Here is a 12,910-nt window from a genome sequence, read left to right as displayed (position 1 = left end):
GACGCCCATGCCTCCCAGCGATTAGGGCCACGGACGAATCACTGGACAACCGCGCCCGCGTGGGGGCGCGAGAAAACGGAACTCCTGAGAAGGGGCGGACGGGGAGCGGGCAAATACGGGTGTCAACCCCCCTCCCCCCCACGAAGGAGCCGTGATGAGCAGGTCGCAGGACGGGACGCGCCGCCGGTGACGGTGGACGCGTCCGACGGCGGGATCATCGCGGCCTCCCGGGCCCGCCCGGAGCGGTTCGCCGAGATCTTCGACCGCCACTACGCGGAGATCCACCGATACGTGGACCGAAGGCTCGGCGCCGACGCCGCCGACGACATCGCCGCGGAGACCTTCCTGATCGCGTTCCGCGGCCGCGGGAGGTTCGACGTCTCCCGGGACTCGGCCCGGCCATGGCTGTACGGGATCGCCACCAACCTCATCGGACGCCACCGCCGCAGCGAGTCGCGCCGCTACCGCGCGATGGCCCGGCTGGAGAACCGGGACGTCTCCGAAGGCCATGAGGACCGGGTCGTGAGCGCCGTCGCCGCCGGGGACGGCAGGCTCAGCGCCGCCCTCGCCGGACTCGCCCACGGGGACCGCGACGTCCTCCTGCTGGTGGCGCTGGGGGAGTTGAGCTACCCCGAGGTCGCCCAGGCCCTCGCCGCCGCCGACGGCACGGCGAAGTCCCCGAGCCGGGGGAGCCTCTGGTACCGGAAGTCGTCCATCGGCGAGACCGTCGTCGTCCGCTCGCCGATCCGGCCCGGCGTGAAGTACACCGTGCAGGTCGAGCAGGACGACCACGTCCTCGCCTCGCCCGACAAGCCGCTCCCGGAGCCGACCTCCCATGCGGCGCCGGGTGGACAGAGGTTCCCGGTGCTGAGCGCGAGTTGGCCGGGAGACAAGCTCACCGTGCGTCCGGCGAGCGCGGCGGACGCGGCCGAGTGGGAGGCGGACGGGAAGCCCGACGCCGGTGACCTTCACGTCGGGGAACCGTCTCGTTCCATCGGACCGGAGATGGGAGGCGGGCCCGTTCTCGACTTCGGCGTCGAGGGTGCGCGCCGCCTTCCCGCCGACCCGGCGAAACTGCGGGCGGCGCTGCTCAACTACGCGGTGAAGGTCGGGCACACGCGCGTTCCGAACCCCGACGAGTACCTCTACCGCGGCGCTTCGTTCCTTCTCGTGGACGAGCCGATCGACGACGACGTCCGCATCGCGACCTACCGGCTGTTGGCCAGCCTGCGCGGCGTGCGCACCGTGACGGCGACCGACGCGAACGGCCGGCAGCGCCAGGGCGTCGCGCTCCGCACGACCACGAAGAGGTACGGAACGGTCGACTCGGAGCTGCTCATCGATTCCGGCACCGGACGCCTCGTCGCCAGCCAGGAGGTCGTCGTGACCCCCGGCACGCGCAACGCGAGCCTGCGCCCGGGGGACCGGTGGCACTACGAGATCGTCCGGCAGGCCGGCTGGACGAACCAGTCGGCCGAAAGCCTCCTGCCCGCCGACGAACCTCCTCCCGCCGGGCCGGACGAACCCTGAGATCAGCGGACATCTCTGCACCTCGGCGACATTCCCGTGAAACAGCGAGCGGGTCGCGGCCAACTACCAGTGTCGGCCCAGCGCCCGCGGCCGGGTCCCGGACGTCCTCCCGATTCTTCGCCGGGACGGCATAGCGGGCCTGGCCCGGCGCGTCTGAGAAGGTGATGAGAAGAGGGATGCCGGCGTGAACCAGGAAGCGCGAGACAGCTTCACCGAGTCCACCGAGGCGAGGTCGCCGGGTCAGATCCGGGCCGCGCACGCGCTGACCGGCGACCAGCACGAGGCCGGGGAGGACGGCGGCCGCCGCCGGACGTTCGCCCTCCGGAGGCCTTCCAAGGAGGGACTCCTGCTCGGCGTCGTCGTGGTGACAGGCGTGACGGCGCTGTCCCAGTTCACGGGGATCTTCCGGGACGCCCCTCCGTATTACGGGGCCGAGCCCGTGGAGTACCGAAAGGGGGACGCGGCGCGGCTGCTCCTCGCCGCCGCCGACGCCATGCCGGACTCCCACGGCCCGGGGAGGCTCTGGTACCAGAGGTCGTTGCTCGGCGAGACCGTCGTCGTCCGCTCCTCGGCCCGCCCCGGCGTGAGGTACGCCGTGCGGGTCGAGCAGGACGACCACGTCCTCGCCTCGGCCGGCGACCCGCTCCCGGCGCGGGACGCCCAGGGGAGGCGGGCCGGGGAGAAGTACCAGGCGCGGAGCCTGCGGTGGCAAGGGGACCGGGTCACCGTGCGTCCGGTCGGCGCGGCCGACGAGGCCGAGTGGGAGGCGGACGGGAGGCCCGGCTCCCGCGACCTGCGCGCCAGGGAGCCCGACCGGTCCTCCGGACCGGGCACGAAGGGTGGCGAGTCCGGTCTCGACCTCGACGCCGACGAGGCGGCCGGGCTCCCCGCCGACCCGGCGAAACTGCGGGCGGCGCTCCTCAACCACGCGGTGCAGGCCGATCACCGACGCGTCCCGAACCCCGACGAGTACCTGTACCGGAGCGCGTCGTTCCTTCTCGTGGACGTCCCGATCGACGACGACGTCCGCGCCGCGACCTACCGGCTGCTGGCCGGCCTGCGCGGCGTCCGCTTCGTGACGGCGACCGACGCGACCGGCCGGCCCCGCCAGGGCGTCGCGCTGCGCATGACGACCCCCGATCACGGGACGATCGACTCCGAACTGCTCATCGACCCCAGCGCCGGGCGGCTCGTCGTCGGCCAGGAGGTCGTCGTGCCCCCCGGCACGCGCGACGCGGGCCTGCGCCCCGGAGACCGGTGGCGGTACAAGATCGTCCGGCAGGCGGGATGGACGAACCGGCCCGCTCAGGGCCGCCCGCGCCATCAGGGGGCATCCCCCGGCGAGCGCGACGAGTCCTGACGCCTCCGACAAGCGATCGCCTCGCGAAGGGGTGCCCGGTCAGGACGCCAGTTCGCGTTCCAGCGGCGTTCGGAACCGCGGGGTGATCCGGACGCCGCCGAGGAACGCCGACATACGCTCCGCCTCGGCGGCGACGGCGGCCTCGGCGTCCGAACCGGCGTCCTCCAGGAACCGGAACACGACCTCGCCGCCCGCGTCCTGCCCCCAGCCGCCGACGATCCGCCCGTCCCACCACACCGTCGGCCCGATGTTGCCGTTGCGGTCGAACAGCGCCGGGACGTGCCCGGGGGCGAGGTAGAAGTCGCGTTCCTTCCAGCCCATCGGCGTGGCGTCGAGGGCGGGCAGCAGCGCCGCCCACGGCTCGGGCGCGGGCACCGGCTCGAGGTCGTCGGCCAGGACGAGCCCCGCGTCGGTCTCGGCCGTGTCGAGCCCGGCGAGCGCCTTCCTCACCTCGCCCGCGGTCCAGCCCGTCCACCACTTGACGTCGACGGCGGTCGCCGGGCCGAACGTGCGCAGGTAACGGCGGACGACCTCGGCGCGCGCCTCGTCCACCGGCATGGACGGCACGCCGCCCGGCAGCCACGTCTCGATCGGCGACCACACGTACTGGCTGCTGACCCACGACCCGTTCGGACGGCCCCGGACGATCCGTCCCTCGCAGCCGAGCGTGACCAGCACCCACGTCGTGATGCCGGTCGTGGTCGAGTAGGACTTGCCGGGGGCCAGCACGACCTTGCTGCGCAGCCGCGGTTCGGCCGCGCTGAGCTGCGCGCCCGTCGCGGCCCCGAGCTCGAGCAGCGCCCGGTGCGTCGACTCCTCGACGTCGCGGAGCCAGCCGTCCAGGTCGCCGTCGCCGAGTCCCGCGCCCGCCATGTGCTTGCCGTACGCGCGGCGCTGCTTGACGGCCAGCTGGTCGCCGACGGCCGCCTGCAGCGCCGGCAGGAAGTCGGTCGGGACGACGAACATCGTCCGGCGCATCGCCAGGAGCCGCAGCAGCGTCCGGTCGTCGTAGAGCGCCTGCTCGACGTGGGTCGGCTCAGCGGTGCGGCTGCGCGCCGCGACCTGCAGGAACACCGTCGCCGGATCGGTCGCGTGCAACGCGGTCAGGGACCGCGCGACCGCCACGGGATCGTCGGTGCGCCCGTCCGCGGCGAGCCGGTGCCGGAGGCCGAGCCGGGCGCGCCGCTCGGCGGTGCTGATCGAACGCATGAGCGAAGTCTAGTGGCGCGCCGCCACGCCCGTCCCGATCATCGCCGGACCCGCGCCGGGGCCGCCTCAGTGGGCGAGACGGGCGGCGGCGGACGCGCGCACTTCCGGGCTCTCGGGGACGTCCTGGGCCAGGCGCTGCAGCCGGGTCCGCGTCTCCTCGGTGATCGGCGCGAACTCCGCCGCCGTCTGCCGGACGGGCTCCTCGCAGTCCCACAGGCCCTCGACGGTGTAGGACTCGGCGGTGTGCGGCGCGGTGCGGATCAGCGCGGTCAGGATGCGGCGGCGCAGGAACGCGTACTCGGAGTCGGACCAGGCGGACTTCAGCAGCGGGACGGCCTGACCCGCGCGGAGCCTGCCGAGACCCTCCACGGGCTCGGCCGCCGAGCCCCAGTCCTCCCGGTCGAGGGCGTCGGTCAGCTCGTCCATGAGCAGCGGGATGTCCTGGCGGGTTCCGTGGTTGGCGACCATGCGGAGACCGACGTACGAGCAAGGACCGGGGGACGCCGCCCACACGCGCGCACGAGGCAGCGCCTCGGGGCCGTAGAACTCGACGGCCCGTCCCACGGCGCCTATCCAGCGCGGCTTGCGCTGCGGCAGCAGCTCCTCGGCCAGGTCCAGCAACGCGGGCACGCGCCTGCGGCCCAGCTCGAACAGGGCCGCGATGGCCGTGTCGTCGCCCTGACGGGCCAGCTCGACCAACTCGGTGTCGGAGGGCCCGCCTTCACCGCCGCCCACCCCGGCGGCCCCTCCCGCGCGCGCGAAGCGGTCCCGGGGGTCGCGCATGCGTCCCGCCGGACGCCGCGCCTTCCGCTCCCGCTGCTTCGCGAGCGCCGCCGCGACGCGCGGCTTCCGCGCCGCCCACATCTCCAGGACGGGGTTGCCCACGTCCCAGACGAGATCGTCCAGGTCGCGGTCGTCGCAGTGGGAGTCCACCAGATCGTCCAGATCCCAGGTCAGCGCCGGATCCCGCAGCTTGACGAGCTGCTCCAGGGCCTCGAACCAGTGCGCGCCCTCGTGGGCGTACCGGCGCAGCGGCTCGGCGGCCTCGCGGCGGCTGAGCCGGACCAGGTCCGCGAGCGTCTCCAGGGCCAGCCCGACCCGCAGGCCCTGCCAGCGGCCGTCCTCGTCCAGGTGGTCGGCCGGGTCGAACAGGTGGTCGGCGACCGGACCGACCGGAAGCTCCAGATCCACCATCAACCGGGCGTAGTACAGGCCGCGCGACTCGCACTGGCGGTCCCATCTCGGGTCCCGCCGGAGACAGTCGTACACGTACTCGCCAGCGCCGCGCCGCTCGGCGGCACGGCGCGCCGCCCTGCCGAGTCCACGCTGGAGCTGCCCGTGCAGGGTGCTCGCCGATTCCACCACGACCTCGTTGTTCACCCCAGCAGAATGCGCACTCGACCAGATATCGGGCAAGTGCTTTCCCGCGTCGCGACACGGCCGTACCCCGCCTGACACCCCCCGAACCCCTTGCCACGCAGGCGTCGGAGCCCCCGCCGGACGGCCCGGGAACTCCCCGCCGGACGGCGGAAAGCCCCTGCCAGACGGCCCGAGAGCGCCCACGGCACGGCCCCCGGAGCCCCGTCCCCGGCGGCCCCGAGGCCCCAGCCCCGCCCGCCGGCGAGCACCCCCACCGCAAAGCCCCGCGAGCAATCTCACAAGACCACTCGCGGCCCCCGCCCCACCCCACGGCTCAGCCCCGCGCGACGCGACGGTCAGACTCCGCCCCGCGCGGCGACCAGACTCCGCCCCGCGCGGCGATCAGACCCGCCCCGCGCGGCGATCAGACCCGCGCCGCGCGGCGATCAGACCCGCGCCGCGCGGCGATCAGACCCCGCGGCGGGACGGTCAGACTCCGCCCCGCGCGGCGATCAGACCCGCGCCGCACGGCGATCAGACCCTGCGGCGGGACGGTCAGACTCCGCGCCGGGCGGCGCGGTCAGATCTTGCGTTGGGCGACCCAGGAGGCGTGCAGGTCGGCGTACACGCCGGGCACCTTGACCAGCTCGGACGCGGGCCCGCGCTGGACGATCCGGCCCTGGTCGAACACGATCACCTCGTCCGCGGCCTCGGCCGTGGACAGCCGGTGCGCGATCGACACGGCCGTCCGGCCGCGGGTCACGCCGTCCAGGGCGCGCTGGATGCGGACCTCGGTCGCCGGGTCCACCGCCGAGGTCGCCTCGTCCAGCACCAGCAGGTCGGGGTCGGCGATGTAGGCGCGGGCCAGCGCGACCAGCTGCCGCTCGCCCGCCGACAGCGACTCGCCGCGCTGCCCGACCGGCGTCGCGAGGCCCTGCGCCAGTCCGTCCAGCCAGTCCGCCAGGCCCAGCTCGGTGAGCGCGAGCCGCAGGTCGGCGTCCGAGGCGTCCGCGCGGCCGTACCGGATGTTGTCGGCCAGGGACGCGTCGAACAGGAACCCGTCCTGCGGCACCATCACGATCCGCTCCCGCAGCGAGGAGAACCGGACGCGCCGCAGCGGCACCCCGTCCACCCGGACCTCGCCCTCGACCGGGTCCATCAGCCGGGTCAGCAGCTTGGCGAACGTGGTCTTGCCCGACCCGGTCTCGCCGACGATCGCGATCCGCGTGCGCGGCGCGATCCGCGCGTCCACCTCGTGCAGGACGGGCGGACCGCCCGGGTAGGCGAACCCGACCCGCTCGAACTCGACCTCGATCGGGCCGCGCGGCAGGGTCTCGCCGTCCGCGCCGGGGTCGGCGACGTCCGGCTCGGTGTCCAGCACCGACAGCACCCGCCGCCAGCCCGCGACCGCGTTCTGCGCGTCGTTCAGGACCTCGGTCGCGGTCTGCATCGGCGACACGAACAGCGTCACCAGGAACAGGAACGCGATCAGCTCGCCCGCGGTCAGGTGCCCGCCGAGGCCGAGCAGCGTCCCGCACACCACGACCGCGGACGTCGCGAGCGCCGCGACCAGCTCGCTGGACGGGAACGTCATCGCGATCAGCCTCTGCGCGCGCGTCTGCGCCGCCCGGGTCGCGTCGACCGTCTCGTCCACCCGGCGGGCGGTGCGCTCCTCCGCGCCGTACGCGCGGATCACCGCGGCGCCGACGACGCTCTCGCTGACCACCGACAGCAGGTCCCCGGTGCGCTCACGCACCTTGGTGTACGCGCCGGAGATCATCCGCTGGAACCGGCGCAGCGCCCACGCCAGCGGCACGAACGACACCCACACCAGCAGCATCAGCGGCCACGAGTAGACCGCCATCAGCAGGCTCGCCACCACCAGCTGCCCCGCCGACACGATGATCATCAGCCCGCCGAACTGCATGAACTGGCTGATCTGGTCGACGTCGCCGGTGACCCGGGACACCAGCGCGCCGCGCCGCTCCCCGCTCTGCGTCAGCATCGACAGGTCGTGGACGTGCCGGAACGCCCGCACCCGCAGCGCCGCCAGCCCCGTCTCGCTGCTCTTGTACAGCCGGACGTTCATCAGGTACGCGCTGACGGCCGTGATCAGCACGCCGACCGCGCACAGCGCCACCGCCGTCCGGATGAACGGCAGGTCCGGGTGCGCGCCGTTCTTCCCGATCCCCTTGTCGACCACCTGCTGCACCGCGACCGGGACCACGATCCGGCCCGCCGTCGCGATCAGCGCCAGCAGCAGCGTCCCGGCCAGCCCGACGCGGAACTCGGGGCTGATCCGCAGCCCCCGCCGCAGCGTGCTCAGCGCGCTCTCGCTCGCGGCGGACTCACTCAGCGCCGTCATGCCAGCTCTCCCACTCCGCCGCTCTTCTCCACACTCTCGGCGTCGGCCTCGGCCTCGGCGTCGAGCGCCTCCTGCTCGGCCTCGGCCCGCTCGTAGGCGTTCACCAGGTTCCGGTAGCCCTCGGAGCGTTCCAGCAGCTCCGCGTGCGTCCCCCGGGCCTCGACGCGGCCGTGCTCGATGAACACCACCTCGTCGGCCAGCGCGATCGTCGCCTTCCGGTAGGCGACCACGACCACGGTCGCCGCGCCGCCCTCCTCCGACTCCCGCAGCCCCGCCAGGATCCGCTGCTCGACCTGCGGGTCCACCGCCGAGGTCGCGTCGTCCAGGACCAGCAGCCGCGGCCTGCGGACGACGGCGCGGGCGAGCGCCAGCCGCTGCCGCTGCCCGCCGGACAGCGTCGCGCCCCGCTCACCGATCCTCGTGTCCAGGCCGTCCGGCAGCGCCGCGACGAACCCGTCGCCCTGCGCCAGCCGCAGCGCCGCCCACACCCGCTCGTCCGGGACGTCCAGCCCGAGCGTGATGTTGCCGCGGACGGTGTCGTCGAACATGAACGTCTGCTGCGGGACGAGCGCGGCGGTCGCGGCGATGCCGCCCGCCCGGACGTCCCGCGCGTCCAGGCCGTCCAGCAGGACCGACCCGTCCGCCGGGTCCACCAGCCGCACCAGCAGCGAGGTCAGCGTGGACTTGCCCGACCCCGTCGGCCCGACCACCGCGACCGTCCGGCCGGGGGACGCCTCGAACGACACGTCCCGCAGCACGTCCGCCGCGGGCGCGCCGTCCGCCGGCTCGTACCCGAACCGGACGGCCTCGACCCGCAGCGCGGCGGGCGCCCCCGCCTTCAGCTCGGCCTCGCCGTAGGGCATCGACCCGCCCGCGTCCAGGACGGACCGGACCCGGTCCCAGCCGACCACGCTGCGCGGCACCTCCGCCAGCACCCAGCCCAGCGACCGGATCGGGAACGCCAGAAGCGTGAACAGATAGGCCACGTGCACCAGGTCGCCCGCCGTCATCGCGCCCGACTGCAGCCGCACCGACCCGATCAGCAGGACGGCCAGCACCCCCAGGTTCGGCAGCGCCTCCAGCACCGGGTCGAACATCCCCCGGACGCGTCCGACCGCGATGTTGGCGTCCCGCAGCGCGTCGGCGCTCGTCGCGAACCGCTCGGTCTCGGCCTGCTCGCGGCCCAGCGTCTTGACGACCAGCCCGCCCTCGAAGCTCTCGTGCGCGACCTCGCTGACCTCGGCGCGCAGTTGCTGCGCGCGGGTCGCGACCGGCGCCAGCCGCCGCTGGTACACCACGTTCAGCAGTGCGATCGCCGGGAACACCAGGAACCCGACGATCGCCACGACCGGGTCGGTCAGCAGGATCGACACGGCCGCGATCAGCAGCATGAACACCACGCCTACCGCCATCGGCAGCGGGGCGAGTGGCGCCCACGCCGCCTCGACGTCGGCGTTGGCGTTCGACAGCAGCTGCCCCGTCGGGTGCTTCTGGTGCCAGGCGAGCGGCAGCCTCAGGTACTGCCGGGTGACCGCGCGCCGGTACCGGGCCTGCATCCGGTACTGCATGAGCCCGGCGAAGAAGCGCCGTCCGCCCACGCCGAGCGCTTTGAGGAACGCCACCCCGAGGATCACCAGCGCGGCCCCGGTCAGCGCCCCCGCCGTCGTGTGCCCGCTGTCGAACGCGGGCAGGACGGTGTGCTGGGTGGCCCATCCGAGCGCCTGCGCCGTCCCGACGGTCATCGCCCCGTACAGGGCGCTGGCCAGCACCGAGATGGTGAACACCCGGGGCTCCGCCCGGATGGCCACCCCCAGGACCCGCATCCCCTCCCGCAGGATCTGCCCGGTCGAGGAGGCTCCGCCGGCCCCCAGCCCGTCATCGCCGGAGGCCGACTCCGGGACGGCGGAGCCGTCGTCCGGGGCCGCCGCGGAGCCGTCGTCCGGGGCCGCGGCGGCGTCGTCGTCGACCGTGGCGCGGGTCTCCTGCGCGACGTCGGGCACCGCCGCGCCGTTGAGGGCGGCGGTGCCGTCCGGGGCGGCTGTGGCTTCAACTGTGGCTTGCTCGGGGGACGAGGCTCCGCGTGGGGACGAGCCTGCTGGCACGAGGGCTCCTTGGGTCCGGAGGGTTGTGGGGCGCGACTATCCCTACCATCCGGGCGTATCGGGTATTCCCGGCTTGATCGCCCCGGCCCGCGCGCCGCGAGGCGCCGGCGGCCTCCCCCGGAGGCCTCGCCCACGCCCCTCGAAGCCCTGGATCGCCCACCCGGTAGGGGCTGCAGGCGCCCCGGACGCCGAGGGGTCCTATCGTGGACGGCCCGTCCCGCCTTGCCGGTGTTGACGTGCGAGGTTCGGGTCGTCCGGGGGGACGGCCCGACCGGCTCCGGCGCCCGGGACGGGATGCCCGGCGGCTCGCGCCGAGAAGGTCAATGTGCGGCGGTGGCCCGCGCCGGGTTGTTCGGTGAAGTGTTGGAGGGGTAATCGGGGCGGCGGCCGAGTGGCCCTTCGGACGCTCTTCTTGACGTCGAGAAAATGGCGAACGCCGCCGACTTCTTTGTTCACCGTGAGGACAACCGCCGTGCACGCCTCGATGGGAAGGCCTCCGGCATGCGCGCGCATGAGTGGAACTCGTCGTCAACGCATAAAAATTGCCCGCTATGTCCTTAGAAATGTTCCGTGGGGGACAGGTTCCTCGCGCTCCACGACACCTCCGTGAGTGCCACCGCCGGACGTCCCGGGCGGACGGAGTGCGGCCGCACCGGAAGAGCATCGGGACCATCCGCCGATATCGGGTCGTGATGCCGGTGCGACTCGGGAGGTTCCAGAGGTTCCGGAGGTTCGGTATCTCCTAGTACGCCGGGCCGATCGGGTCCTCGGCGACCCGCGCGGAGCCCCCTGGAACATGACCACCCGGTCGCTTCCGCGCCCGCGGGCGCTCCCTGCCGGCGCCCGCTCCGCTCTCGGCGGAACTATCCGATGTTTACGAATCGGCGAGTCCGCTTGGCAAGCCGCTTCCGGGCGCCCTTCCGCACTCCGCCCGGACGCCGTCCCATGCGTCCGGAATCGTGCGAATCTCCGGGGTGGCCAGCGGAAATCCCCGCGCCCCTCGGCACCGAACAAGCACCGAACTCGGATCGACGGATGTACGTCAGGTGTTCTCCCGATGAGTCGCTCCGGTCGATGCCGCTCGGAGCGGCGAACGAAAGGCTGTGGCTCCTGCGATTTGCGCGGATCCGGTGATACGGTGGTCCAGTCGGTTGCAGTCGTGGTTCTCGATCGTTTGTACGGACGCCCGCGGACTGATGGCGGCGGGCGTTTTGGCTTCTGCGGGACCTTCCCAGGGGCGAGGACGTTCCGCTAGCAGCCGCGCTGGGCTCACGAGGTGTGGGCCCACGTTTTGCCGCAAGGAGAAAGACATGCCCCAGCAGGGCACCGTGAAGTGGTTCAACGCCGAAAAGGGCTTCGGCTTCATCGCCGTCGACGGCGGTGGCCCCGACGTCTTCGTGCACTACTCGGCGATTCAGTCCTCCGGGTACCGCACGCTGGACGAGAACCAGCGCGTCCAGTTCGAGGTGACGCAGGGTAACCGGGGTCCGCAGGCCGACCAGGTCGTCCCCCTGTAACACCCGTAGTCGTCCGCGCAGCCCGCGTTCCGCTTTTCGGAACGCGGGCTGCGTTGCGTTTCAACGCCGCATCCGACGCCGCATCCGACGCTGCTCCGAAGCCGCATCCGACGCCGCTTCGCCCTCGCCTCGGCGCCGCCTCGATCCCGCTTCGGCCCCGCCTCACGGTCGCGAACTCCGACGCTGTGCTTTTCGTCACCCGGACGCCCCGCCACACCCCGCGCGCATGCCGCGCCCCGCCCCGCGCCCACGCCGCGCCCTGCCCCCGGCGACCGCCCTCCGGCGTGACGGTCCTGACCAGGAAGGGTGAGGGAAACCGGGCCCTGGACGCGGACGGCCCGCGGCCTGCGGCAGAATGGACGCATGTCCGCTGCCCCTTCCGAGTCTCGACTCGATCCCAAGATCGCCGCGCGGCTCAAGCGTGACGCCGACGGGCTCGTCCCCGCCATCGCCCAGCAGTACGACACCGGCGAGGTGCTGATGCTGGCCTGGATGGACGACGAGGCGCTGCACCGCACCCTCACCACCGGCCGCGCCACCTACTGGTCGCGCAGCCGCCAGGAGTACTGGGTGAAGGGCGAGAGCTCCGGCCACCAGCAGTGGATCAAGTCGGTCGCGCTCGACTGCGACAAGGACGCGATCCTGATCAAGGTGGACCAGGTCGGCGCGGCCTGCCACACCGGCGACCGGACCTGCTTCGACGCCGACGCCCTCGACGCCGTCGTCGGGGAACGGCCCGCCGAGCGGCCGTGACCCCCGCGCGGGAAAGAGGCGTCGCGGCCCTGGTGTGCGCCGCCGGCGCGGGGCTGACCCTGCTCGCCGCCGGGCAGCGCTGGGCCACGGTCCGCGCCGAGGACGCGATCACGCCCTACACCCAGCACCTCACCGGCCACGACGTCGGGCAGCTCGCGTCCGCGCTCGGCTGGGCCGGTCTCGCCGGTCTCGCCGCGCTGTTCGCGACGTCCGGACGCCTCCGCGCGGCCATCGGGCTTCTCCTCGCGCTGTTCGGCGCCGGTGTCGTGGCGACGTCGGTGACCGCCTCCCGCCCCGCGCACGTCGCGAGGATCGCGGGGGAGAAGAGCGCGCTGATGAAGCTCGGCGCGCACCCCGCCGTCCACATCGAGCCCTGGTGGGGCCTGTCGATGGCGGGCGGCGTGCTGCTCGCCACGGCGGGGCTGATCGTCCTGGTGCGCGGCGCGCGCTGGCCCGGGCTGTCCGCCCGGTACGCCCGCCCCGAGCAGGCCGCCAAGCCGGTGACCGGGCAGAACGCCGCGGACACCGGCGCCGCCCGGCCCGCCGCGTCCGGTGACGACGCGTCCGCCCTCTGGAAGTCCCTCGACCGGGGCGAGGACCCCACCGAGACCGGGGACCACACGGACGACATTGACGACACGGACCACGCGGACGACACGGAGCACGACACGGACGCCTCGACCGACGCCGCCTCGCGGCGTCGGTGAGGCGGGAG

The 12,910-nt window shown here is 73.7% G+C and carries 9 protein-coding genes; 5 read left to right on the top strand and 4 right to left on the bottom strand.

Annotated elements, in window-relative coordinates; translation table 11 throughout:
- Positions 1-186 precede the first annotated feature (186 nt).
- Both AB0L06_RS34360 and AB0L06_RS34355 read left to right on the top strand, forming a co-directional pair.
- Positions 187-1,530, top strand: a complete 1,344-nt coding sequence (locus AB0L06_RS34360) for a sigma-70 family RNA polymerase sigma factor (RefSeq protein WP_500235329.1) — start codon at positions 187-189, stop codon at positions 1,528-1,530.
- A gap of 184 nt (positions 1,531-1,714) precedes the next feature.
- Entirely contained in the window at positions 1,715-2,890 is a 1,176-nt protein-coding gene (locus AB0L06_RS34355) for a hypothetical protein (protein ID WP_500235328.1), read from the top strand.
- Positions 2,891-2,929: 39 nt separating this feature from the next.
- On the opposite strand, the gene AB0L06_RS34350 is transcribed toward AB0L06_RS34355, so the two are convergent.
- The 4 genes from AB0L06_RS34350 to AB0L06_RS34335 all read right to left on the bottom strand — a co-directional run bounded on the left by AB0L06_RS34350 (position 2,930) and on the right by AB0L06_RS34335 (position 9,646).
- Complete coding sequence (locus tag AB0L06_RS34350) at positions 2,930-4,099, bottom strand: winged helix DNA-binding domain-containing protein (protein ID WP_500235327.1); 1,170 nt, start codon at positions 4,097-4,099, stop codon at positions 2,930-2,932.
- 66 nt (positions 4,100-4,165) lie between these two features.
- Positions 4,166-5,479 carry a hypothetical protein gene (locus AB0L06_RS34345; protein ID WP_500235326.1) on the bottom strand — a complete coding sequence of 438 codons (1,314 nt, stop codon included), beginning with the start codon at positions 5,477-5,479 and terminating at the stop codon, positions 4,166-4,168.
- Positions 5,480-6,038: 559 nt separating this feature from the next.
- Positions 6,039-7,823, bottom strand: a complete 1,785-nt coding sequence (locus AB0L06_RS34340; protein ID WP_500235325.1) for an ABC transporter ATP-binding protein — start codon at positions 7,821-7,823, stop codon at positions 6,039-6,041.
- The gene (locus AB0L06_RS34335) at positions 7,820-9,646 is read right to left on the bottom strand and encodes an ABC transporter ATP-binding protein (RefSeq protein WP_500235402.1); all 1,827 of its coding nucleotides are present in this window, start codon (positions 9,644-9,646) and stop codon (positions 7,820-7,822) included. The genes AB0L06_RS34340 and AB0L06_RS34335 overlap by 4 nt, the downstream gene beginning before the upstream one ends.
- A 1,589-nt stretch (positions 9,647-11,235) precedes the next feature.
- Between AB0L06_RS34335 and AB0L06_RS34330 the strand changes: the two genes are divergently transcribed.
- The 3 genes from AB0L06_RS34330 (at position 11,236) to AB0L06_RS34320 (ending at position 12,902) form a co-directional block, all read left to right on the top strand.
- Complete coding sequence (locus AB0L06_RS34330; RefSeq protein WP_018657218.1) at positions 11,236-11,442, top strand: cold-shock protein; 207 nt, start codon at positions 11,236-11,238, stop codon at positions 11,440-11,442.
- Between the two features lie 363 nt (positions 11,443-11,805).
- Positions 11,806-12,195: a phosphoribosyl-AMP cyclohydrolase gene (hisI, locus tag AB0L06_RS34325; RefSeq protein ID WP_500235324.1), complete on the top strand. Its 390-nt coding sequence runs from the start codon at positions 11,806-11,808 to the stop codon at positions 12,193-12,195.
- Positions 12,192-12,902 (top strand): Trp biosynthesis-associated membrane protein, encoded by a 711-nt coding sequence (locus tag AB0L06_RS34320; RefSeq protein ID WP_500235323.1) that lies wholly within the window; start codon positions 12,192-12,194, stop codon positions 12,900-12,902. The genes hisI and AB0L06_RS34320 overlap by 4 nt, the downstream gene beginning before the upstream one ends.
- Positions 12,903-12,910 lie beyond the last annotated feature (8 nt).

The sequence above is a fragment of the Spirillospora sp. NPDC052269 genome, assembly GCF_040679435.1.
Lineage (GTDB): Bacteria > Actinomycetota > Actinomycetes > Streptosporangiales > Streptosporangiaceae > Spirillospora.
This window is presented reverse-complemented; position numbering and strand designations above follow the sequence as displayed.